This is a genomic window from Acinetobacter sp. 129952, from assembly GCF_056642055.1.
In genome coordinates this window covers 51,704-76,946 of record NZ_JBWVSU010000012.1, presented here as the reverse complement: position 1 = coordinate 76,946, position 25,243 = coordinate 51,704, and the positions used below count along the sequence as shown (strand labels likewise).

General features: G+C 42.7%; 20 protein-coding genes. 7 read left to right on the top strand and 13 right to left on the bottom strand.

Going from position 1 to position 25,243, the window contains the following annotated elements:
- Nucleotides 1-155: 155 nt before the first annotated feature.
- Nucleotides 156-713 carry a hypothetical protein gene (locus AC1IR0_RS12980; RefSeq protein ID WP_005262814.1) on the bottom strand — a complete coding sequence of 186 codons (558 nt, stop codon included), beginning with the start codon at nt 711-713 and terminating at the stop codon, nt 156-158.
- A 578-nt stretch (nt 714-1,291) separates the two neighbouring features.
- On the opposite strand from AC1IR0_RS12980, the gene AC1IR0_RS12975 reads away from it, so the two are divergent.
- Entirely contained in the window at nt 1,292-2,488 is a 1,197-nt protein-coding gene (locus AC1IR0_RS12975) for a PilT/PilU family type 4a pilus ATPase (protein ID WP_005251952.1), read from the top strand.
- Between the two features lie 75 nt (nt 2,489-2,563).
- Here AC1IR0_RS12975 and AC1IR0_RS12970 read toward each other — a convergent pair whose 3' ends face one another.
- The 10 genes from AC1IR0_RS12970 to AC1IR0_RS12925 form a co-directional block, all read right to left on the bottom strand.
- Nucleotides 2,564-3,739, bottom strand: coding sequence for an MFS transporter (locus tag AC1IR0_RS12970; RefSeq protein ID WP_374952759.1), 1,176 nt, complete (start codon nt 3,737-3,739; stop codon nt 2,564-2,566).
- Nucleotides 3,740-3,979: 240 nt separating this feature from the next.
- Nucleotides 3,980-4,354, bottom strand: coding sequence for a glycine cleavage system protein GcvH (gene gcvH / locus AC1IR0_RS12965; RefSeq protein ID WP_004647068.1), 375 nt, complete (start codon nt 4,352-4,354; stop codon nt 3,980-3,982).
- An 82-nt stretch (nt 4,355-4,436) separates the two neighbouring features.
- Nucleotides 4,437-5,465, bottom strand: coding sequence for an AraC family transcriptional regulator (locus tag AC1IR0_RS12960; RefSeq protein ID WP_004731146.1), 1,029 nt, complete (start codon nt 5,463-5,465; stop codon nt 4,437-4,439).
- Between the two features lie 462 nt (nt 5,466-5,927).
- Nucleotides 5,928-7,781 carry an ABC transporter ATP-binding protein gene (locus AC1IR0_RS12955; RefSeq protein WP_409653852.1) on the bottom strand — a complete coding sequence of 618 codons (1,854 nt, stop codon included), beginning with the start codon at nt 7,779-7,781 and terminating at the stop codon, nt 5,928-5,930.
- A 226-nt stretch (nt 7,782-8,007) separates the two neighbouring features.
- Nucleotides 8,008-9,261: a mechanosensitive ion channel family protein gene (locus tag AC1IR0_RS12950; RefSeq protein ID WP_034436448.1), complete on the bottom strand. Its 1,254-nt coding sequence runs from the start codon at nt 9,259-9,261 to the stop codon at nt 8,008-8,010.
- Between the two features lie 186 nt (nt 9,262-9,447).
- The gene (locus AC1IR0_RS12945; protein WP_086044775.1) at nt 9,448-9,984 is read right to left on the bottom strand and encodes a DUF2058 domain-containing protein; all 537 of its coding nucleotides are present in this window, start codon (nt 9,982-9,984) and stop codon (nt 9,448-9,450) included.
- Nucleotides 9,985-9,999: 15 nt separating this feature from the next.
- Entirely contained in the window at nt 10,000-10,674 is a 675-nt protein-coding gene (locus AC1IR0_RS12940) for a YoaK family protein (protein ID WP_004647063.1), read from the bottom strand.
- A gap of 42 nt (nt 10,675-10,716) precedes the next feature.
- Nucleotides 10,717-11,913: a serine/threonine transporter SstT gene (gene sstT / locus AC1IR0_RS12935; RefSeq protein ID WP_479741458.1), complete on the bottom strand. Its 1,197-nt coding sequence runs from the start codon at nt 11,911-11,913 to the stop codon at nt 10,717-10,719.
- 327 nt (nt 11,914-12,240) lie between these two features.
- The gene (locus tag AC1IR0_RS12930) at nt 12,241-13,989 is read right to left on the bottom strand and encodes a SulP family inorganic anion transporter (protein ID WP_479741457.1); all 1,749 of its coding nucleotides are present in this window, start codon (nt 13,987-13,989) and stop codon (nt 12,241-12,243) included.
- Between the two features lie 229 nt (nt 13,990-14,218).
- Nucleotides 14,219-14,536, bottom strand: coding sequence for an ArsR/SmtB family transcription factor (locus AC1IR0_RS12925; RefSeq protein ID WP_005266304.1), 318 nt, complete (start codon nt 14,534-14,536; stop codon nt 14,219-14,221).
- Nucleotides 14,537-14,817: 281 nt separating this feature from the next.
- Between AC1IR0_RS12925 and cysK the strand changes: the two genes are divergently transcribed.
- The 4 genes from cysK (at nt 14,818) to AC1IR0_RS12905 (ending at nt 19,381) form a co-directional block, all read left to right on the top strand.
- Nucleotides 14,818-15,816 carry a cysteine synthase A gene (cysK, locus tag AC1IR0_RS12920; RefSeq protein ID WP_479741456.1) on the top strand — a complete coding sequence of 333 codons (999 nt, stop codon included), beginning with the start codon at nt 14,818-14,820 and terminating at the stop codon, nt 15,814-15,816.
- 185 nt (nt 15,817-16,001) lie between these two features.
- Nucleotides 16,002-18,701, top strand: coding sequence for a heavy metal translocating P-type ATPase (locus AC1IR0_RS12915; RefSeq protein WP_479741455.1), 2,700 nt, complete (start codon nt 16,002-16,004; stop codon nt 18,699-18,701).
- A complete protein-coding gene (gene cueR / locus AC1IR0_RS12910) occupies nt 18,698-19,108 on the top strand; it encodes a Cu(I)-responsive transcriptional regulator (protein ID WP_479741454.1) in 411 nt (136 codons plus the stop codon). The genes AC1IR0_RS12915 and cueR overlap by 4 nt, the downstream gene beginning before the upstream one ends.
- 78 nt (nt 19,109-19,186) lie before the next feature.
- Entirely contained in the window at nt 19,187-19,381 is a 195-nt protein-coding gene (locus tag AC1IR0_RS12905; RefSeq protein WP_004731127.1) for a heavy-metal-associated domain-containing protein, read from the top strand.
- A 95-nt stretch (nt 19,382-19,476) separates the two neighbouring features.
- Here AC1IR0_RS12905 and AC1IR0_RS12900 read toward each other — a convergent pair whose 3' ends face one another.
- Entirely contained in the window at nt 19,477-20,082 is a 606-nt protein-coding gene (locus tag AC1IR0_RS12900) for a TetR/AcrR family transcriptional regulator (RefSeq protein ID WP_004280405.1), read from the bottom strand.
- A 499-nt stretch (nt 20,083-20,581) separates the two neighbouring features.
- Here AC1IR0_RS12900 and AC1IR0_RS12895 point away from each other — a divergent pair, with 499 nt between their 5' ends.
- Entirely contained in the window at nt 20,582-22,363 is a 1,782-nt protein-coding gene (locus AC1IR0_RS12895; protein WP_479741453.1) for an acyl-CoA dehydrogenase C-terminal domain-containing protein, read from the top strand.
- A gap of 83 nt (nt 22,364-22,446) precedes the next feature.
- On the top strand, nt 22,447-23,616 hold the full coding sequence (locus AC1IR0_RS12890) for a thiolase family protein (protein ID WP_004280402.1): 1,170 nt from the start codon (nt 22,447-22,449) through the stop codon (nt 23,614-23,616).
- Between the two features lie 190 nt (nt 23,617-23,806).
- Here the strand turns inward: AC1IR0_RS12890 and AC1IR0_RS12885 are convergent, their stop codons facing one another.
- The gene (locus tag AC1IR0_RS12885) at nt 23,807-24,874 is read right to left on the bottom strand and encodes a zinc-binding metallopeptidase family protein (RefSeq protein WP_004647052.1); all 1,068 of its coding nucleotides are present in this window, start codon (nt 24,872-24,874) and stop codon (nt 23,807-23,809) included.
- Nucleotides 24,875-25,243 lie beyond the last annotated feature (369 nt).

Genomic DNA, 25,243 nt, shown 5'->3' with positions numbered 1-25,243 from the left:
ACATAGTGATCAGCATCCATATTTTATATCCAGTCCATGGTGATAAAAACCATCATAAACCAGACATTTTTATTGGTGAGAATATAGACACTTTAAATGGGTTCTAACAAGGGCCTTTCGTATAATCGCCATTATGTTAAATGGCACTAAGCATATTAATTTTGTCTATATTTACGATTATCAAATATGTTCATAAATATTAATGTAAAGAATACCATGAGGGCATATTGCAAACTAAAAGCAATAGCAGAAATATAAGGATGTGCGAAACTGTTTAAGTAGGTAAGAGTATCGCCTTTGCGCCATTCTTTATATGGTGGGAGAGGCTCATCATTAATAATAAACCAAGTCAGGTTCATTAGGCCTAAAGTAAAACAGAAAAATACAATGCCAAGCCAGCCATTGATAGATTGCTGGTTCTTATTTAATGTTGCATAATGCTGACGTATTTGTCTTACATATTTGGCTGGTAGTGGGTGTCTTAAATAATTAATAACAATAAGCCCAATCACGAAAAAATTACATATTGCAAAATAGTCATTTAGAAACTTATGTTGGCTTGAAATCGAAGAGTCAATTGTGGTCGGAAATAAGCCCTGAAATGAGAAATCAAAACTGACTATGACTAATGCGATTACAGTGGGTACAAGATAAAAATAATAAAATGGTGCTGTAACATCTAAATAATATAAAAAAGCTGATTTTTTTTTCATAGTTTTTGGTGATTTCGTTTAAGTTTTCCTAAAATTAACATAATACACGTTATACGAAATTCTCTATTTTATTTTATATAAATCATATTTTTATAGTCAAATAAAAAACCTAACTTAGCTGAATCGGGCTTTTTTAATAATTTACCAAGTTTCACGCCTGTTATTTGAGCAAAGTTCCACGATTTTGTTCAATTTTCATAAACATTATCCTATTTTTCATAATTCATTATTACATCTAATAGAACCGAAATTGGTACATAAAAAATAGGGGAGTTGGTAATCATAAAGAAAGAAAAATAACATTCTATATGTCGCAAATGACAAATAATGAATCGTCTAACAGAATTCAACCTTTAAAATTACAATCCTATTTTTTTTGGCAGAGTTGCTTTAAAAAGCTTGAATACTTCTACTTAATTTAATTTTTATTGAAGTAGGTCACATAAATATTAAAAAATATTTTCTTTATAAATCAAATATATTTGAGCATATTTATAAAACGCTGCACAATCAAATTAAAATATTTGGCATAAATCTAAGATTGAGATTTGTGCAGTTGTGCATTTCTGGGGGAAAAGATGTTCACGGCAGAATTGTTGGACGAAGCAAAAAAATTCATGCATCACATGCTGACCAAGGTGGTGGAATATGGCGGTTCAGATTTATTTATTACGGCTGATTTTCCACCGAGTATTAAACATCAAGGCTTAATGAAACCTTTTGGACAGCAGGAACTCACAGCTGAAAAAACCAAGCTGTTTGCCTACAGTCTGATGAATGATAAACAGCGTAAAGAATTTGAAACTGAACTTGAGTGCAATTTTGCCATCACCGTGCCAGGTGTTTCCCGTTTTCGGGTCAATGTGTTTGTACAACAACTTAATGTCGGTATGGTAATTCGTACCATTACTGCAGAAATTCCAAATTTCCAGAAGCTGAAATTACCGGAATCTCTGAAACATGTGATTATGGAAAAACGTGGACTGGTATTGGTAGTCGGAGGAACAGGTTCCGGTAAATCAACTTCACTCGCAGCCATGATTGACTATCGAAATGAAAATTCAGCCGGGCATATCATTACCGTAGAAGATCCGGTTGAATATGTGCACAAGCATAAAAAATCCATGATTACTCATCGTGAAGTCGGAGTGGACTGCCATTCCTGGCATAATGCGCTGAAAAATACCTTGCGTCAGGCACCAGATGTGATTCTGATCGGCGAAATTCGCGATACTGAAACCATGGAACACGCGATTGCTTTTGCTGAAACTGGACATCTGTGTCTGGGAACGCTGCACTCGAACAATGCCAACCAGACTTTGGACCGGATTATCAATTTCTTCCCGGAAGAACGCCGGAACCAGCTATTAATGGATTTGTCATCCAATATGAAGGCGATCATTTCACAGCGTCTGATTCGTACTCAAGATGGTAAAGGCCGTCGTGCAGCGATTGAAATCATGTTAAATACGCCACTGATGTCTGACCTGATTTTGAAAGGTGAATTCCACGAATTGAAAGCGATTATGGCGAAATCGCGTGAACTGGGCATGCAGACCTTTGACCAGGCCTTATTTGACCTGTATAACCAGGGTGAAATTTCTTATGAAGAAGCCTTGCGCAATGCCGATTCGACCAATGAACTGCGCTTACAAATCAAGCTGAAAAGTAACCGACAGGACACTACCGTAGCCACAGAGGCAACCCAATTCACCATGATGCAAGAGCCAAAAGCGGAAGAGAAACAAGCAGAGAATACTTCGGTGTCAGAATAAATATTTGCTCAAAAAATCACAGGCAGAATTTTCTGCCTGTTTTTATTTATCTTATTTATTATTCAATCCATAAAACTAGACGGTTTTACGTTGCACCACCAGCTTAAAATAAATAATACTGCTTAAGGTTAAAATACCGCATAGCATAAAAGCAAACTGATAACTGTAAGCTGCAATGATGGCACCAATCAGCAGTGAACCGATGGCAATCCCCAGATCATAAAAAGTATAAAAAGTTGAGGTTGCATAGCCAATTCGATGCTTGGGCGCTCGTTGAATCGCCAAGGTTTGAATACACGGTTGCACACTGCCAAAGCCCACGCCAACCATGACTGCAGCCAGCATGAATCCCCATAAGGTCTGAATCTGGCTAAGTAAAAATAAACCCAAACTAAAAGCCACCAAGGCCGGATAAATCACATACTGCGGACCTTTGCGATCATAAATTTTTCCGGTGATCGGCCGTAGGCTCATCATGGAAATGGCGAAAACCACAAAGAATAAACCCGCATAAGCCATTAAATCCTTGCTGGCTGCAAATGGCGCGATAAAGGACATAATGCTGGCATAAGAAAATGAAATTAGCATAGCCAGTACCGCGACAGGCAGCACTTTCTTTTCCACAAAATCATTCAGCTCAAGCGATGTTTTGTTGTTGGTATTTTCGATGATTTTTTCAGGCTCTTTGACCGGAATCAAAAAACAGAAGGCAAATCCAATAAAAACCAAGGTGATCAACAGCATGCTGACCTGAAAATAAGACCAGTGTTCAATCAGGCTCAAGCCTATAAATGGACCTAAAACAATCCCCAGATTAACCGACATGACAAAATAGCCCATGCCTTCGCCTTTACGTTGCTCCGGAATAAACTGGTTCACCACAGGCACACAAACTGTAGTCAAGATACTGAACCAGATGCCGTGTAAGAAACGGATGATAAACAGAATCGTGAGCTGATCTGCCAACAGATAAGTAAGTGAAAATAAGCTAAAGAACACTTCAGAAATAATCAGGGTTTTACGCACCCCGAATTTTTCGATAATTAAACCGCTAAAAGGTCGCACTGCAATGGCAGACACCATAAACAAGGTCATGGCCAGACCTGCCTGAGTCAGGTTGCCGCCTAATTCTTTTAAGATGTATATTGGCAAAATTGTGGTTTGCGCAAAATAGAAAATAAATAGAAATAGGTTGTTGGCCAGACAAAGGATAAATGACTTGGTCCATAGTGGCGCTGCAATGGCATTCATGATTTTCCTAAAATGATATGCTGTGAGACGCTGGGCTCAGCATGGGAAATTATTGTTATAAATAAGCGCGACCTATTCAGGAGCGAAGCAGATATGAGCAAGACTTTAGGGAAAATAAGTGAAAAATACAATGATATTTCATGATAAATACATGAAATTTAATTTGAACTGGAAAATGCAACGACGGATCTACAATAAAAAATCAGCCCGGAGGCTGATTTTTTTTCAAGTTAAAATGGCTTATAGGCCAGCTTCATATTCTGTATTGGAAAGCAGCTTTTCGACATCTGCTATATTGTCTGGCTTGATTTTATAGATCCAGCCTTTGCCGTATGGGTCATCATTAATAAAATCAGGATCATCTTCAAGATCAGGATTGATTTCAACCACTACGCCAGACACCGGTGCATGAATATCGGAAGCTGTTTTAACTGATTCAACCACGCCAGCTTGTTCGCCCGCAGTGATATGTGAATCAAGATCTGGTGCTTCTACATAAACCAAATCACCTAACGCATCCTGTGCATGGTCGGAAATACCGGTCACAACAAGATCACCCTCAATGCGCACCCATTCATGTGTACTTGCGTACTTTAATTCTGCAGGATGATTCATTGATAACTCCTTAAAAATCTTAAGATCATTTTTGACATGTTTTATACATTCTTTTTAAGAAAAACAAAAGGCTTATGCTCCCTTATAAATAAGGATCTTTGCGCCAGTTGCTCGGGCTGCGACCACTCCAGCGTTTAAACGCCCGGCTAAAATTGGCGACATCACTATAGCCCAGTTCATCGGCAATCTGTTCCAGAGTGAAATCTGTCCGGGACAATAACGAGGTGGCATGCCGGTAACGCACTTCATCGACCAGGGTAGAAAATGAGGTGCCTTCAGCGGCGAGTTGACGTTTTAAGGTGCGGTCAGACATGTGTAAGCGATCCGCCACACTTTCAATACTCAGATAATGCTGCTCGGCATGGGTCAAGATATCTCGGACGCGCATCGCAATCCGATGCCGTTCGCCCAAGGCAGAAAGTTCCGTTTCACACTGGTTAATCGCAATCTGGCTGGCAATCGGATCGGCGTGCACCAGCTTATTCATCAGGTAACTTTTATCAAAGCTCAGAATTAAATGCGGTTGTTCAAAACGGAACTGATGCGTTGGAAACTTCGCCATAAAGCGTTCAAAACCTTCCGGCTTCTTAAAATCGAAGTCGATTTCTCCCGTGGCATCGGTAACGCCTGTAATGGCTTTGGCCATACTGATCAGACCAATCATCAAGGCAATGGAAATTTCGGTGCGCAGCGGTTCAAGCTGAATATCGGTTTGCAGCTGTACCGTGGCTTTAGCACCAAAAGTCGAGAAAAACAGTTGCAGGAAGGGTAAACGAAGTTGAATAAATCGATTCGCCAGTACCAGCGCATCGGTAATATTATTCGCCGTCATAATGGCATAGCCAATAAAGCCATGAATCGAGATCCGCATCTGTGTGCCGAGATGATAGCCCAAGGTCGGTTCGCCGGTCAGTTTCAGGGCATATTTCACCAGTTCGTTGGCGACAGGGGTTGGAATACGAAAATCAGGATCTGCCAACTGTTCACTGGTCAGGCCAAAAGGTTGGAAAAGCGACTCATTATTATAACCCCAGCGGGAAATGACATCGAGAAGCAGGAGACCGTAAACACCTGGAATTCCTTGGTCTTGGCGTGGAGCAATTGTTTTCATGCGCGATCCGTTGCACTCATTCAAATTTTTTTATTTATAAATAGATATTGGCATGAAGCCGCCAAATTTTTCATTAAAATTGTTGGACAAAATTTTGTTGATTGTGACTCTGCCACTGGCAGATTAGCCTGAATTCAGCATTAAAATCAATTTAAACCGCATAATTTTATTGATGAAATTAAAATTATTTTATTGAACAAGTCATATCCCAGCATCTGTTTGCTCAGGACAGGATGATTGGTCTAGTTTTTATTAAGTATTAAACAGGACTTCATCAGAGAGCTTTCAGCACTAGAGAGTGAGGTCATTTCATTAAAATGCCAGATAGATGGCAACTTAAGGTTCATCTATATAAAAGATTTTAAAAAGAAAGGTCTGGGCAAAGTTTTCTTTTGTCCCAGACCTGTTCAGTATTGAGGACAATCAAATCGTCAACGGTTTAATCGTCTTGCTGATTTTGTATTAATCAAGATTTTTCGATGCTTTGACCTGTTGCTGAATCAACATGCCGCCCGTTTGACGCTGCCAAAGCTGGGCATAGATGCCATTCAATGCTACCAGTTCATCATGCGTGCCTTGTTCGGCAATTCGACCCTGATCCAGCACAATCAGACGATCCATCTGGGCAATGGTAGACAGGCGATGCGCAATGGCAATCACGGTTTTACCTTGCATTAAGTCGTCCAGACTGTTTTGAATAGCGGCTTCGACTTCAGAATCCAGCGCACTGGTCGCTTCATCCAGAATCAGAATCGGAGCATCTTTCAGGAACACACGGGCAATGGCAATCCGTTGACGCTGTCCGCCGGAAAGCTTCACACCACGTTCACCGACATAGGCTTCATAGCCTTTTTTGCCACGCAAATCAGTCAGATTTGGAATAAACTCTTCCGCTTTAGCTTTACGCACGGCTTCAAACATTTCTTCATCAGTCGCATCCGGACGACCATATTTGATGTTTTCTGCGACCGTGCGATGCAGCAGTGAAGTATCTTGAGTCACTAATGCAATGTTCTTGCGCAAACTGTCCTGAGTCACATCGTCAATATCCTGACCATCAATCAAGATACGACCCTGGTTAATATGATAAAAATGCAGCAACAGTTGAATCAGGGTAGATTTCCCTGCACCTGAACGGCCGACAATACCAATTTTTTCACCTGGGCGAATGGTCAGATTAAATCGATCAATCACGTTTTTATCATTATACGCAAAGCTGACATTTTCGAATTTGATTTCACCGTGATTGAGCTGTAGCTCTTTGGCACCGGGTTTATCTTCAATGGCAATTTTGCGGCCTAAAGTTTTCATACCATCTTGAATGGTCCCGACATTTTCAAACAGGGCAGAGGTCTGCCACATCATAAATTCGGCAATACTGTTCAGTTTCAGTACCATTGCCGTGGTTGCTGCAATAATGCCTAGCTCGGCCTGACCTTCCATCCACAACCAGATCGCGGTACCCAGTACGCCACCGTACAACACCACACTTAAGAGCAAGATGCTGATTTCGTATTGCGCACCCAGACGCATCTGTTTATATACCGTTACCATAAATTCCTGCATCGAAGTTTTGGCATACTGGCTTTCACGACCAGCATGGGCAAACAGCTTCACGGTCTGAATATTGGTATAGGCATCCGTAATACGCCCGGTCATGACGGCACGGGCATCCGCTTGAGCATTGGAAATTTTGCTCAAACGTGGAATGAAATAACACGCTGCACAGATAAACAAGGCTAGCCAGACCATCAATGGAATGATCAGCAAGGGTGAAATTGCACCCAAAACAATATTGATGGTGATGAAATAAATCAGCACATAAGCCAGCATGTCACCCAGAATGACCCAGAATTCGCGTACTGCCAGAGCGGTTTGCATAACTTTGGCCGATAATCGTCCGGCAAAATCATTGTGGAAAAAATCCAGGCTTTGTTTCATCAGTAGATTATGAAAGCGCCAGCGTAAACGCATCGGGAAATTACTGTACAAAATTTGATGCTTGATCAGGGATTGTGCACTGGCGAAAAAAATATTGGCCAGCAGAACAATACTCAGCAAGGTTAAATTACTGGTATGTTGCTCCAGAAAAGTATCTGGTTGGCTTTTACTGAGCCAGTTCACCAGCTCACCAATTTTTGAATACAGTAAGGCTTCGAAGCTGGCAGCCCCGGCGGTACAAAGCACCAGAATCAGCAAATAACGGCGGACTCCATAGGCTGCCTGCCAGACAAATGGAAAAAACTTGGTCGGTAAAGGTTGGTTCAGATTTTTGGTGGGATAGGGGTCAACCAGTCTTTCAAGCCATCGAAACATTATCGTACTCTTATCATGCATTTTGCTTTTCGGGAATTATAAAGGATTCTGTTTTTTTAAGCCCGTAATTGGGTGAAATTGCCACAAAATGATTCACTCAATTAAAACTTAGATTATAAAAATTAAACTAAAGCCAGATTTATGCCAGTGAGGTTTTAAACATCCCATCAAATAAAAAAGCCTGAAATGCAGCAACACCTCAGGCTTGGTATTGGATGACTTGTGTTTAAGTAATAATAGAAGACGGTTGAGTAAATGCCTCTTTTAAATCAAGACCTGAAGGCGCTTGATACACCTTTAAACCAAATTCCGGAATAATTGCCAGCAGATGATCCATGATATCCGACTGGATATTTTCATACTCGACCCAGGCGGTGGTATTGGTAAAGGCATAAATTTCTAACGGTAAACCTTCACTGGTCGGCTGCAATTGGCGCACCATCAGGGAATGATTTTTACTAATGCCCGAATGCTGTTGCAGATAAAATTCTACATAGGCACGGAAAGTTCCCAGATTGGTGAGACGACGCTGGTTATATTGCGAATGATGACTCAGTTGCAGGTTAAATTGTTCCAGCTCTTCTGATTTGGTATTCAGGTACTGATCGAGCAGAATAAAATTTTTCAGCTTGTTCTGTTCTTCAGCCGACATAAAATGCACGCTGCTTTGATCAATATGAATCGAGCGTTTGATCCGGCGCGCACCGGCTTCCTGCATGCCACGCCAGTTTTTAAAGGTATCCGTCACCAGTTTATTGGTCGGAATGGTGGTCACTGTTTTATCAAAATTCTGTACCGTAATGGTATGTAATGACATATCAATGACATCGCCGTCCGCATTCAGCGAGGGCATTTCGATCCAGTCGCCAATCCGCACCATGTCATAAGATGAAATCTGCACTGACGCCACCAGTGACAAAATGGTATTTTGAAAGACCAGCATCAACACCGCGGCCATGGCACCGAAGCCAGCCAGCAAGGTAAAGACATCCTTTTTCAGGAAAGTGCCGAGAATCATCAGGCCACAGACAATAAAGATAATCAGTTTGACCAGCTGCAAATAACCTTTAATCGGTTTGTTACGTGACTTGGGATTACGCTGATAGACCAGGTTAAAAATATTCAGTAATTCACCAAGAGCTAAGGCAATCGTCAGGAAAATAAAAGCCTGTGCCCCCATTTGCACAAAGGACTCAACCTTGTCAGATAAATGCGGTACCGTGGTAATCCCGTTCATGATCACGACTGCGGGAACAATATTGGCAATCCGGCGAATCACGCTATGCTCAGCAAAAATCTGATTATTGGCAAAAGGCATTCTGGAAATCAGTTGACGTATTCCGCGTACCACAATCTGTTTGGCAAATAGATTGGCAAGAATCGCCAGTAAAATCACAATACTCAGTGAAGATAGCATTTCCAGCCATGGGTACTGATCTGCCCATTCTTGAATATTCCGAATAAAATTAAACTGTTCCAAACGATCTTTCTCTTCAATCAAAAATTTAGATCAAGTTTATAGTTTTGGATCAGATTTTTTAATATTGGATAACTTTTTAAAACATATCTATTGGTGCAAATCATTCAATAAAAGTGCCTACAACTAAAAAACCGGCGAATTCGCCGGTTTCTGATCTTCAAGATTTCAGTAATGATAACGCGATTCTTACCACATCAAATCATCAGGAATAACATAAGCAGCATATGGATCTTCTTCATCGGTGGTTTCTTCATTTTTCTCTGAATTATTCACAATGATAAAGCCCTGCATTTTCGCATTGATACGATCTGCCAGAGCTTTAGGTAAGAAAGCATAGCTGTCATTTTCACGTGCAATCACCAGACTACCTGCGACCAGCGCATTATAGATTTGCTGGTTTAAATAGACTTTTTTGATTTTGCTGTCATCAATAAACTGATACACCGCATCGCCGTCAGTATCACGGATTTTATGTTGGTTAATCATTTGCATGATTGCGGCTTTCAGCTCTTTTTCCTGCAAAGCTGCTTTTTTCTCTTGCTCAATCGCCTGATCTTTGGCCATTTTTTGCTGTTTGTCTTGTTCAATCTTGGCCTTGATTTCAGCCTCGGTACTGTCACCGGTGCGTTTTTCATGCACAGCCTGTTTAGACAGTTTTTTGGCTTTTTTATTGTCGACCAATCCTGCCTTTAACAATTGTGCCTGCAATGCATTTTTAACCATGAGAATGTCCAGATATTAGTCGTGTTGATGTCGATAACGTAAATAAATCACCCAATACGTGAGACTGAGAACCAGACTCAGCACTGCCGGGATCAGGAATGCATTTAATTTTAAATAAGGATATAGCCAGCTGGCAAGAATGCCACCGCTTAAAAAACCGAGCAAAATAAGCAGATGCAAAACCACGCGTCGTGATTCTACTTCTAAACCGCGCAAACGGTAGCCCATCGCCAAGCCGAGGTCTGTCAGTACGCCAGATAAATGCGTAGTGCGAATGATGGCACCTTTATAATGGCTGACCATGGCATTTTGCACACCCATGGCAACACAGGCCCATAACAAGGCATAGCGCGGGAAATAGGGCAATAATAACCAGCAGATCAAAATAAAAATAGCCACCAGGCTTAAAGGGTAACCATAAAGCTGCCCTAGGCGAAAGTGACTATTTCCAAGAATCAGCCCGCTATAGGATGAACCAATGACATAGCAGAGTGTAACCAGAAAGAGATAAAGCATCTGCTCTGGTTGCCAGTTCAGCAGGGCCATAGCCAGCATGCTGACATTGCCGGTCATATGTGAAACAGACTGGTGCAGTACCGTCACCAGACCTAGGACGTTAATCATGCCGGCATTGACCGCAAGAAAAAACGCCCCTAATTGTACCCAGGTAGGTAAACGCTGTAATGGCATAACAACATCATTGGCTAAACATATTGATTAATCAATATAAAATCAATTTGATGCGCGGTCTACTGCTGCAGTAAATAAAACATCAGTCGATGAGTTTAAAGCAGTTTCGGTTGAATCCTGCAATACACTGATCACCATACCAATGGCAACAACTTGCATCGCGATATCTGAAGAAATTCCGAACAGGCCACATGCAACTGGAATCAATAGTAATGAACCGCCTGCAACACCTGAAGCGCCACATGCCGAAACGGTTGCCACCACAGAAAGAATGAGCATAGTGCTGAAATCGACGCTAATCCCCAAAGTATTTACAGCCGCCAATGACAATACAGTAATGGTCACAGAAGCACCTGCCATGTTGATCGTAGCACCCAAAGGAATTGCGATACTTGAAGTTGATTCCTTGACGCCCAGACGTTTTGCCAAGTCCAGATTGACTGGAATATTGGCTGCCGAACTACGGGTAAAGAAAGCGGTAATGCCACTTTCGCGCAAGCAAGTGAATACCAGTGGATACGGGTTGTTGCGTGTCATTAAGGCAACCAGAAGCGGATTAATTACCAGTGCAACGAAAACCATCGTTCCGAGCAACACAGCAAGTAAATGTACGTAACTGGTCAGCGTATCCAGACCAGATTCAGCAAAAGTCACTGCAACCAGACCAAAAATACCCAAAGGTGCAAAGCTGATCACTAAACGAATCACATAGTTCACTGCAAAGGCTGCATCATTCAAAAGCGTCTTGGTGCTATCCGATGCATGACGGAAAGCGATGCCTAATGCCATTGACCAAGCCAGGATGCCAATAAAGTTTGCTTCAGCAATTGCAACAACCGGGTTGGCGACAAAGCTGAGCAGCAAATTCTTCAGGATTTCTACCAAACTGCCAGGAGGCTGCAAGTCAGCCTGTGCAGCAATATCTAGGAACAGCGTACTTGGAAATAAGATGCTCGACACCACAGCGCTCAGTGCAGCAAGGAACATACCGACCGCATACATCAGCATAATCGGCTTGATGGCGGCGTTGGATTGGCCCACTTTAAAATTCGCGATAGAAGCTAACACTAAAATGAAAACCAGAATCGGTGCAACAGACTTCAAGGCTTTAATAAACAGGTCGCCCAATAGGCTTAATGAGGGAGTAGCTTCGGGAAATACCACAGCCACACCCACACCTAAAATAATGGCGATGATGATTCGAGAGACTAAGCTCATGCGCATAAGGGCAGAAAACATAAGGTTGCCTTGTGAAAATTACGAGGGCTAAATTTGGGAAAAAGTTGCGCTATTTTATACTTAATTTAAACAAGGCTTAAAATATATTTTCATATAAAAACCAAGATATTGATATTATTGATTTATTCTAAAATTAATTGCTTTAAAACATTGCTTATATTGAAGAAAAACTTCTTAAAATGATGAATAAATCACCACTTTTAAAATTGTATTCATGAAATAAATATCAAAGTTAAATAGATAAATTCAAATTATATTTGAAAATTTAAAAAGTTAGAACTTATGACCGGTTGGAATTTCCGGCCATAAGTTCAAGTATCTGCTGTCTTAAATTGTATAATCTTTATGCTGCTCAAAGATCTCTGGCGCAAGGTCCTGAATCGCCTGAAAATGCGTCAGATAAATCCACCCACTCAGATGCGTCATCAATTTAGAAGCTTGCAGCTTGTCCATGACCGGACCTTTGACTTCGGCAAAATGCAGACGAATATCCAGTTTGGCCAGTTCCGCATTTAAATCTTCCAGCATTTCCAGGGCACTCAGATCAATCGCACTGATGCTGGAACAGTTGATAATCACATGTTGTAGCTGGTCATTCAGGCTGATCTCATTGATCAGATAACCTTTGAAGCTATTGGCATTCAGAAACGTCAGATTCTCATCAATCCGTAGTGACAGCACCCGGTCGGAGGTACTGACCTGATGCCGCTGAATATTACGAAAATGCTGGGTGCCTTCGACCAGACCGACAACCGCAATATGCGGCCGGCTGATTCGCCATAACATCAGCACAAATGTCGATACGATCCCAATGATCAAACCGGTCGAAATATCAATAAGAACCACGCCCAGAAAGGTAATCCACATGGCAAGGCCATCTGCCTTGGAATAGCGCCAGGCATCAAAAAATGGCTGAAAATTAACCAGCTTCCAGATGGAAACAATAATCGTCGCGGCCAGAATGGTCAGCGGTAGATCTTCAAAAAATCCGGTAAAGAACAGGCTCACAAAAATAATCAGAATAGAGGATAAAACACCGGCCATAGGTGATTTGGCACCGGCATCGGCATTCACCACCGTCCGCGACAGGCTGCCCGTTACCGGAAAAGCTGAACTCACGCCTGCACTGATATTGGCCAGACCGAGCGCAATCAGTTCCTGATTACTGTTTAAATGACTGCGTTGCTGTAAGGCCGTGGCTTGAGCAATCGATAGTGACTCCACAAAACTGATCATGGCGATCATGCTGGCACCCGGTAACAAGGTCATCACCAGTTCCCAGTTCCAGTGTGGAAAGGACAAGGGCGGAAAACCGGAAGGAATTGCACCGACCGTTTTAATGCCCTGAAGCTTTAAATCCAGAAAGACAATCGCCGCAATCCCCAGACACACCAGAATCAGCGGCACTGCACGTACCAGAAAATCTGTATAGCCGATCCGGCTTTGTACCGCCTGAGATTTTAATAACTTGGGCAGATAGATCAGCAGACCGATAGAGAACAGGCCGAAAATCAGGCTCGGCACGTGCAGCAGCGGGAAATATTGCAGCAAACTGCTGACAAACTCCGGAAGGTTATTGGCTTTTAAAGGAAGATCGACCAAAAACTTTAACTGCCCAAACGCAATCAATAAGGCAGAGGCAATAATAAAGCTTTGAATCACGGGATGACTGATCAACTGGATCAGAAAACCAAAACGGAATAATCCCAAAAGCAGGGAAATAATCCCGACCATCAGTGCCAATAAAGTCGCAGCTTCAATATAGACTGGTGAGCCGACTTCAAAAAGTGGATTGAGCGTAGCAAAAGTCATCATGGAAATGATGGCTACCGGGCCAATCGATAAAGTCGAACTCCCACCGAGCAGCGCATAAATGATCATCGGCAGGATGCTGGCATATAAGCCCATGATCGGCGGCAATCCTGCTAGCATGGCATAGGCCATCCCTTGAGGCACCAGCATCGCCACCACAATCAGGGCGGCTAGCACATCAGACTTAAATTTGACCGGCGTGTAGTGGCTTAACCATGCCCAGGCAGGCAGTCTATGCAGAAGTTTAGACTTGGAATTTTGCATAAAGAGGTCTAAATCACAAATATAGATATATTATGCACAAATTCTGCTAAGAAGTCTTAGCTGATCTAGATTCTTGATGAATCATGTTTAAAATGAAACATCTGGGTCAGTCACGTATCATTTCAAAAACCCTATTTTAAAGTTCTATGATCGTGATTGAATGGTGTAGAACGATATCAATAAGAGTTTAAAGAAAACTCCTCTTGATGACTGAAAAAAGAAAGATTCTTTATTTAGCTGAATTGCCGCAATACAATTGATAAAGGGTATTTAAGACCACAATCAAATTTTGATCTTTAATTGAATAATAAATCTGTTTGCCGTCGCGCCGGGTATCTACCACATCGCTTTTGCGCAACATCATGAGCTGCTGGGAAAGTGTCGGCTGTTTAATCTCAGTTATTTCCTCAATTTCTGAAACATTCAGTTCCGCTTGAGACAGATGACATAAAATAAGAAGACGGTCGGTATTGGCCAGAGATTTTAAAATGCCGACGACCTGTTCTGCTGAATCGCGCATAGTCGTGATTTCAAAATCGGTTTTCATTCAATATGTCCATTATAAAGTTACAGCCCGCTAATTATACGGGTCTTAGCCCGTAATACCTTGCTAAAAACAGTTAAGTTTTATGGTTTTTAATGAATTGAATTATCAATTAAAATTATATTTTAAATATTGATAGATAAGATAAATTTATTGCATAGTGTAGAAAGTATTTTAGTTCACATTCGTGCAATGAAGTGCAAGTTTCATCAAACATCTACAAAGCAAAAAAATGCTTGTATGATGTTTAAGCGACTTGAACCAATAACATTAGGGATATCATCATGAGTACAGATTCAGCTTTTCCAACACCGAATAATTTAGGTATAGCGGTTTATAGTAATAATGCAGACGCGATTGGAAATACACCGCTTGTTCGTATTAATCGTGTGATTTCCGATCCTGCCACTGTACTTGCGAAAATTGAAAGCCGTAATCCGGCATTTTCAGTCAAGTGTCGTATAGGTGCAGCGTTGATTAATGATGCTGAAAAATCTGGCAAGCTCAAACCCGGTATGCATATTGTCGAGCCAACCAGCGGTAATACCGGGATTGCATTGGCTTTTGTTGCGGCAGCCAAAGGTTATGATATTACTTTGACTATGCCTTCAAGTATGAGTATTGAACGCCGTAAGGTGGTGAAAGCATTGGGTGCCAATCTGGTTTTGACTGATCCAGCCAAAGGCATGAAAGGCGCGATTGAAGAAGCACAACGTCTAGTCAACGAAAATCCTGAACTGTACTACCTGCCACAACAGTTTGAAAATCCAGCCAACCCTAAAATTCATGAAGAAACCACAGGCCCAGAAATCTGGGAAGCGACTGCGGGCAATGTCGATATTCTGGTCGCAGGTGTCGGAACGGGTGGAACCATTACCGGTATTTCACGCTACTTTGAAAAAGTGAAAAACAAGCCTTTATATTCTGTGGCGGTGGAACCTGCTGAGTCTGCAATTATTGGTCAGGCCAAACGCGGTGAAGACATTACACCTGGACCACACAAAATTCAGGGGATTGGTGCCAACTTCATTCCGGGCAATCTGGACCTAGACCTCGTTGATGAAGTAATCGCCATTAATAGCGCAGATGCAGTCGAATGGGCACGTAAAACAGCAGCTCAGGAAGGTATCCTGGTCGGCATTTCAAGTGGCGCGGCTATGGCAGCAGCGGCACAATTGGCGGCTCGCCCTGAAAATGCCGGTAAAAATATTGTGGTGATTTTGCCAGACGGTGGTGAACGTTACCTGTCTTCGATCTTGTTTGAAGATATTTCTGCCGAATAACATTGATGCATTTTATATTTTAAATACTGCCATACAAGCCTGAAGTCATCTTCGGGCTTTTTATTGGGTGATTTTAAATCGCAGCAGGACGCTGCATTATTTTTAAAATAGTCAGATGAAGGACTTGACCTTACCATGATGGGAATGTTTAAGCTATAACATCAACAATGAGTTGAGGTGTGGAGATGGGCATGGCAGAACAAGACAGCAACCGATTATATGAACAGCAGGTGCAGATTGGCGGTATGACCTGCGCCTCCTGTGTAGCTCGGGTAGAAAAAGCCTTGAAAAAAATTGAAGGCGTGGTCGAGGCATCTGTCAATCTATCGACTGAAAAAGCTTTTATTAAAAGCCAGCAGCCAATTGCTGCCGCTGCGCTGGTTCAAGCAATTGAAAAATCCGGTTTTGATGTACCGACGCAACAGTTTGATTTAAATATTGAAGGCATGACCTGTGCATCCTGTGTGGCTCGCGTAGAAAAAGCCCTAAAAAAAGTGGAGGGCGTGCTGGATGCACAAGTGAATCTGGCCACTGAAAAGGCGCATGTGAGTGCGATCAATTCTGTGCCATTGTCCAAGCTGACTCAAGCCATGCAAAAAGCCGGTTTTGATATTCAGAGCGATCGCATTGAACTGGCTATTGAAGGCATGACTTGCGCTTCATGTGTGGCACGGGTTGAAAAAGCTTTATTAAAAGTAGAAGGTGTCAGCGAAGCACAGGTCAATCTGTCCACCGAAACTGCCTGGGTGAAAGCCTCGCATGCCCAGATTCCGGCCTTGATTGCTGAGGTGGAGAAAGCCGGTTATCAGGCCACCATAAAATCTGGTAGGGATATGTCGACAGATAGCCATGATGCTTTTCAGGAAAAGAAAGCCAATGAAACGGCACAACTGAAACGAGATTTATGGCTTGCAGTCATTCTGACAGCGCCTGTATTTATTCTGGAAATGGGCTCGCATCTGATTCCGGCATTTCATCATTTTATTGCCCATACGCTGGGAACCCAGAACAGCTGGTATCTGCAGTTTGTACTGACCACTTTGGTGCTGATTATTCCGGGACGGCGTTTTTATCAGCATGGTATTCCAGCTTTATTGCGTCTGGCACCGGATATGAACTCGCTGGTGGCCGTTGGAACCATTGCCGCATATGGCTTTTCCTGTATTGCGACCTTTTTTCCGCAGTTGTTACCGCAGTCCACTGTGCATGTGTATTTTGAAGCGGCCGCCGTTATTGTCGCGCTGATTTTACTGGGGCGTTATCTGGAAGCCAAAGCCAAAGGTAAAACCTCGGAAGCGATTCAGTATCTAGTCGGCTTGCAACCGAAAACGGCACGGGTAGAACAGAATGATCACTGGGTTGATCTGGCAATTTCCGATGTGCAACAAGGAATGTTGATTGAAATTCGTCCGGGTGAAAAAGTCGCTGTCGATGGTGAAGTGGTTGCCGGACAAAGTTATATTGATGAAGCGATGATTAGCGGTGAACCTTTGCCTGTGGCCAAACAGGCTGGCGATCAGGTGGTCGGCGGTACAGTAAACCAGAACGGAACCTTGCAAATCAAGGCGACTAAGGTCGGACAGGATTCGGTACTGGCGCAGATTATTCAGATGGTAGAACAGGCACAAGGCTCAAAACTGCCAATTCAGGCCGTGGTCGATAAAGTGACTTTATGGTTTGTGCCGGCTGTTATGGCACTGGCGGCCCTGACCTTTATGGTCTGGTTCCTGTTTGGGCCTGAGCCGAATCTGACCTATGCATTGGTAAATGCAGTCGCCGTACTGATTATTGCCTGTCCATGTGCGATGGGACTGGCGACTCCTACCTCAATTATGGTCGGAACTGGCCGTGCAGCAGAACTGGGCGTGCTATTCCGTAAGGGCGAAGCATTGCAGTTATTGCAGCAAACCAAAGTCGTCGCGCTGGATAAAACTGGAACCTTGACTGAAGGAAAACCGCTTCTGACCGACTTTGAAGTTACAGCAGATTTTAATCAGCAAGAGGTATTACAGCTAGTCGCTTCAGTGGAGGCTAAATCTGAACATCCGATTGCCCACGCTATTGTTCAGGCTGCCCGTGAGCAAGAACTGCAACTGAGTGAAGTGACGGATTTTGATTCGATTACCGGTGCTGGGGTCAAAGCACAGGTGTCCGGTCAGCAGCTGCATATTGGTGCGGAGCGTCTGATGCAGGACTTGGGCTTAAATGTCGATCTGTTTAGAGCCACTGCACAAAAGCTCGGTGATCAGGGCCGCAGCCCTTTATATGTAGCGATTAATCAAAAGCTGGCTGCGATTATTGCAGTAGCCGATCCGATTAAACCAACTACTTATAGCGCGATTCAGGCCTTGCATGACCAAGGTCTTAAAGTGGCGATGATTACTGGTGATCATCAGCATACCGCGCAGGCGATCGCCAAACAGTTGAAAATCGATCAGGTGATTGCGGAAGTTTTGCCGCATGAAAAAGTCGATGCAGTACGACAACTCCAGCAGCAATACGGCGTGCTCACTTTTGTTGGGGATGGAATCAATGATGCACCGGCATTGGCACAGGCCGATGTTGGTATGGCGATTGGTACCGGCACCGATGTCGCGATTGAAGCTGCTGATGTGGTGCTGATGTCAGGCAATTTACAGCATGTAGCTACGGGCATTGGTTTAAGCCAGGCAACCATGCGCAATATCAAACAGAATCTGTTTTGGGCCTTTGTCTACAATATTGCCTTAATCCCGATTGCTGCAGGTGTGCTTTATCCATTTTGGGGCATCTTGTTATCGCCAATGTTTGCCGCAGTTGCGATGGCATTGTCCTCCGTGTTTGTGGTTAGTAATGCCTTGAGATTAAGAGCCTATCAACCGGTGCAGTTTAAGGAGTCAGTATGATGAATATTGGTCAGGCCGCAAAACGGTCCGGCATCTCTGCAAAAATGATCCGTTATTATGAAGAAATCGGCTTGTTGCCCGCTCCGAAACGCAGTGATACAGGTTATCGGGTTTATAGTGACGCGGACATTAGAACCTTAAGTTTTATCCAGCATGCACGTGAACTGGGCTTTTCTTCAGAGCAGATGAAAGAATTACTCGGCCTGTGGCTGAACAGCTCACGCCAAAGTAGTGAGGTCAAACAGTTGGCACAAAAACATATCCAGTTTTTACAACAGAAAATTGCCGATATGCAGCATATGCTGATGATATTACAGCAATCGGTGGAACAATGTGCCGGCAATGAACAGTCTGACTGCCAGATTTTAAAACAGATTGAACAGGGTGTCGTCCCTGAGCAGCACTGACCTGATCTGCAGTTCAGCTCAGATTAAATATAGTCTGCCGAATCAGATAAACTTTAAACCGATCCTATGGAGCTAAACATGAAATTCCGTATTGAAAACATGACCTGTGGTGGCTGCGCGCGCAGTGTCACGGCTACGATTAAAGATCTGGATGAAAATGCCACTGTGAATATTGATGTGGCCACTAAACTGGTTGAAGTTGAATCGACAGCCAGTGAATCTGAGATTGTTGCAGCTTTAACCGAAGATGGTTTTCCACCTGTGGCTGCCTGATCATTGTTGAGTTAGATCGCGAAAGTGATCTTATGAACTCATACAACCAAATAAAAAAATGCCTGATCGAATCAGGCATTTTTTTATTATAGTGATTATACCGATGAGATTTTATCTGGCGTCATGAGTGCCTGATTAATATAAAGTTTAATTAAACGTTCACGTGACCCAATTGCTTTTTGGTAATTGGTCGAATTTAATAATAGCGAAGCGCCATAGGTGACTGTCCAGATATAAGACAAATAATCGCGAATCGACATGGCACTTTCTAAAGCCACCAGATAATCATGGGTGATGTCTTTAATCCGGATAATCCGTTCTTCACGAATCCGATAAAGCTCCTGAAATAACTCTTTCAGATTTTTTTCGTTATTGGTTAAACGCTCTTCAATGACATGCAACAGGATGGTTCGGTTTGAATTGAGCATGTGATAGAGCATATATTGTGAAACATAATTTTTAATATCGTTATTATGCTTTTTTGATATTTCTAGAATTCTTTTTTCATTCAGAATAATCAGTTCTAAATATAACTGGTTCTTGCTTTTAAAATGTTTGTAGATGGTTCCTTTTGCGATGTCCAGTTCACTGGCCAGCTCACTCAGGGTAATGTCCTGATTATTATCCAGTAGCAGGCTTTCCGCCATGCTCAGGATCTTCTCTTTACGAAGAAGGAAGTTCTGCTGTCTTACAGTCGTCATCTTCTTGGTCCATACTTTTCGAAAAAGAACCTTTCAAGAATATGCAATTTTGCACGCGATGGCTATAAAACTAAGGTCGTGATATTTATCTCATTTTGTATATTTATGCAGCAACTACTGACAAATAAAAATAGCGATGCTGAGCAGACAGAAATATTGTCAAGAAAACTGAACCCTAGAGATCAACTTTGCTAAATAAAATTCCATTTTCAGTATAATTATTTTATTGTTTCAGCGCACGAAGCTAGATTCTTTGACTGTTTTAAGCCCATATTCATCAGGGTTTAGTACGGAAAGTAGATCAATATTAAGCTGGCATATTCAGTCACTTATACTGAACATAAAGACGTGATTTTCAATGCAACTTTATGAATCTAGATATAGATTTAATACTGCAGGAATTGGATATCACGATTTTAAAATGGCCTGCCTGGATTCTAATGAAAATTAGAAAATATTTGGCAACAGGATTGAGTATCACCCTTTAAGGAATTTAAAAATGCCGATTTATAATGCGCCGCTAAAAGACATGGAATTTATTTTAAATGATGTATTCCAAGCTGAAAAATTTTGGCAAGGTAATGAAAATCTTGCACATTTAGATATGGCAACGGCAAATGCAATTCTGGAAGAGATGGCCAAATTTTCGAAGAATGTTATTCTTGACCTGAATCGTCCTGCTGATGAAGAAGGTGGTGCTCAGTTTAACAATGGTGTGGTGACAACACCCAAAGGTTTTAAAGAAGCTTTCAGACAGTTTGCTGAAGGTGGCTGGGTAGGCTTGGGTGCGCCTGAAGAATGGGGCGGACAAAACATGCCGAAGATGCTCACGGTTCTGGCGGATGAAATGATCTGGAGCACCAACCAATCTTTTATGCTTTATCCACTACTCACTGTGGGTGCAGGTATGGCGATCAATGACCGCGCCTCACAGGAACAGAAAGAAACTTATTTACCAAAATTCTATACGGGTGAATGGTCGGGCACTATGTGTCTGACCGAACCACATTCCGGTACAGATCTTGGCATTATCAAGACCAAAGCTGAACCGAATGAGGATGGTTCCTTCAACATTACTGGCACCAAAATTTTTATTACCAGCGGTGAGCATGACCTGAGTGACAATATCATTCATCTGGTGCTGGCAAAAACTCCAAATGCACCAGCAGGCTCACGTGGTATTTCATTATTTATTGTGCCGAAATTCCTGATCAATGCCGATGGTTCACTGGGTGAGCGTAATGCAGTATCTGCCGGTTCAATCGAACATAAAATGGGAATTAAAGGCTCGGCGACCTGCGTCATGAACTTTGACGGTGCCAAGGGCTATATGGTCGGTAATGAAAATGAAGGTCTGGCCGGCATGTTCGTGATGATGAACTACGAACGTTTATCTATGGGGATTCAGGGCATTGGTGCAGCAGAATTTGCCTACCAGAATGCAGCACAATATGCGACGGATCGTTTACAGGGCCGTGCATCAACTGGTGCAAAATCGCCAGAAAAACCAGCCGATTCGATTCTGGTGCATGGCGATGTACGCCGTATGCTGCTCAATGTACGAGCCAACAATGAAGCTTCGCGTGCGTTTGCAGTGTATGTGGGTCAACAACTGGATATTACCAAATACTCAACCAACCCTGAAGCCGTGCGTAAAGCGACTGACCGTGTGGCGCTGTTAACGCCAATCGCCAAAGCTTACTTAACCGACAAGGCACTGGATTCTGCACTGGAAGCACAAATGTGCTTCGGTGGTCATGGCTATATCCGTGAATGGGGCATGGAACAGTGTATTCGTGACCTGCGTATTTCACAGATTTATGAAGGCACCAATGGCGTGCAGGCGATTGACCTGATTGGGCGTAAAACCACCAAATGTAATGGGACTTATATCGCGGAATATATTGCTGAAATCCGTGAATTTGCCCAAAATTTAGATGATTCATTGACGATTAAAACGGCGACATTAGAAGCCTGCCAGCAACTCGAAGACATCACCAAATTCATCGTCGAGCAATCTAAATTGAACCCTGATTTTGCTAATTCGATTGCTGTCGATTATTTACATGCGGTTGGGCTGCTCAGCTTTGTCTATATGTATGCGCGGATTAGCAAAGCCGCTGCAGCCAAAGACGACAGCTACTTCCAGAACAAACTGGTACTGGCCAACTATTATGTGGCCAAAATACTTCCGGATTTGAGTGCACGAATCCAACGTATTCAAGCCGGTGCGGAACTGGTGATGCAGTTGCCTGAAGACTATTTTACCGCACAGGCTTAACCCGCAATGATTGCGAAGGACCAGCCCTACAGCGCTTTGGCTATGTAGGGTTGATAACAATGATGAAAAAGGATGAAACTAAAATGATCGTAATTGTAGATGCAGTACGTACCGCGATGGGCGGTTTTCAAGGTTCATTGTCAAGCTGTACCGCGCCGGATTTGGGTGCTGTGGCAATTAAAGAAGTGGTGGCACGTGCAGGATTGGCGGCCAATGATATTGATGAAGTGATCATGGGCTGCGTACTGCCAGCCGGTTTAAAACAGGGTCCGGCACGTCAGGCCATGCGTCAGGCAGGTCTACCGGATTCAACTGGTGCGACCACCATCAATAAAATTTGTGGTTCAGGCATGAAAGCCGTGATGCAGGCAGCAGATGCGATCAAGGCCGGTTCAGCAGAGATTGTGGTGGCTGGCGGGATGGAGTCGATGTCAAACGCACCCTATTTAATGGACAAGGCACGTGCCGGTTTCCGCATGGGACATGGCAAAGTCATTGATCACATGTTCCAGGAAGGTCTGGAAGATGCTGAAACAGGTCTGTCGATGGGGATTTTGGCTCAGGAAATGGCGGATAAAAAAGGCTATACGCGTGAGCAGCAGGATGACTATGCGATTGGCTCATTAAATAAAGCCGTGACCGCCGTCCAGCAAGGCTTCTTTAAAGATGAAATCGTGCCGGTCACTGTCAGCAGCCGTAAAGGTGATGTGATAGTAGAGCAGGATGAGCAACCTTTAAATGCCAAGGCTGATAAAATTCCAACTCTGCGTCCAGCGTTCAAAAAAGACGGCACCATTACTGCGGCAAATGCCAGTTCAATTTCAGATGGTGCTTCAGCATTGGTGATCACCTCGAGCGAAATTGCTGCACAGCGTAACTTAAAACCGCTAGCTAATATTCTGGCCTATGCCAGCCATTCGCAGCATCCGTCAGAATTTACTATTGCACCTGTTGGTGCGATTGAAAAAGTCCTGAAAAAAACCGGTTGGGATGCTCAGGAGGTTGACCTTTGGGAAATCAACGAAGCGTTCGCCATGGTCACTATGTTAGCCATTGATGGCTTTAAACTTGATCCAGCAAAAGTGAACATTAATGGTGGTGCTTGTGCGCTTGGTCATCCATTGGGTTCTTCTGGCTCTCGTATTATTGTGACCTTGATTCATGCCTTAAAACGTACTGGCGGCAAGAAAGGGATTGCGTCCTTATGTATCGGTGGTGGTGAAGCGACTGCGATTGCTGTGGAACTGATTTAAGCACATCCTAAATCGTATATTCAGGTAGCAAACTCAATACTGATTCATTGGAGACTTTCTGCTCTTGGTTTGCCAGGAGCAGGGATTCTTTAAATCATATTAATTTTTAAAATACACAATAAAATCCATATTTTCAGACTTTGCTGATCCCATTCCATCTATATTTTTACTATAAAAATTACTTTTTAAATTATTTAAAAACTTTTTCCAGCACATGCCGGTGAATAAATCGTAACTTGTCTTTAACTGCTTCGCTCAGCTTGAAGGGGTAGGCATCTTCCAGACCCATACAACGGTTTAAGGCATTCAGATTAAAGGTCAGGGTAACCCAGTTTTCCAGAATATGTTCAAAATCCTGTCCACCAATCGGGCATTCTTTAAAATCCATACTGGCCAGATAGCTGCCATTTCCTTCGACACGCATACCACCATAGTAGGCAGTTTCCAGTGTTTCCATCATATGCAGATAATGTGCCCAGGTTTCTGCCCAGTCTTCCCAGGGATGGGCGGTAGCATAAGCACTGATGTACTTTTCCTGCCAGTTGATTGGCGCGCCTTCATTATAATGGCGTTCAAGTGCCTTGCCATAATCCTGCCGCTCATCGCCAAAATACTGACGGAATTCATCTAGCAATTCCGGATGCATATGTTGCATGAGCGCAAAATAATAATGGCCACTTTCATGACGAAAATGACCCAATAAAGTCCGGTAGTTTTCACCCATATTTACACGTGTAGTTTCACGATAAACAACATCAGCTTCAATTGCATTTAGGGTAATGACACCATTAGCATGACCAATTAAAACAGGCTTATCTTCTTGAGGCAGGAGAAAATCAAATCGCAGACCAAATGGATCATCTTCAGACTTTTTAGGGCGTGGCATCATGTTCATGCGCTGGGCCAAATACAGGAAACGGCGTTTGGCTTCTTCCAGTCGAAACCAGTAAATCAGGTTCTCGGAATTTTCCAGATCAGGAATGACATGGGTCAACTGACAGGATTCACAAAATTCCTCATCTTCATCGCTGGGAATCATCCAGTTGCATACCTGATAATTTACATAATTGTGACAGGGTTTATAACTGGCATGCTGGTAGTTTTTGGCGATTGGAACCCATCGCTCAGCACTCTGTTTTTCGAATGCGCATAGCTCTTTTTCCGAAGCGATATAACCGATCGGTGACAGACAGTGATCACAAACTGATTTGTAAAAAAACAGCTGTTGCTTGCAGACGGCACATTCAAAATGTTTCATTAAACTCCCTGTAGGGAAGCGAACGACCTAAAATGTTTATCGATGATGAACACGAAAAAAGGTTCAGAATGCCTACCTAAATTTCTTCCTGATAAAGAAACATCATAAAAATTTCATTGAAAATTCTATATGGATGAATTGTAAATATAGGCTGCTTGATATTAAATGAAACATCAATTGAATCTTTGTTTTAATAAAAAAGTATAGTTAAACAAGCTTTTAAATAAATAAATTTTTAAATAGAGTGAGTTGCCATCTTAAAAACACGGACAAGGCGTATTGAAGGATATTACCAAATATTCCGACCGGTTTTTAAATTTGGGGGAAGTCCATTCAAGAACAGCTAACTTTTAAGAATAAAAAATTTTT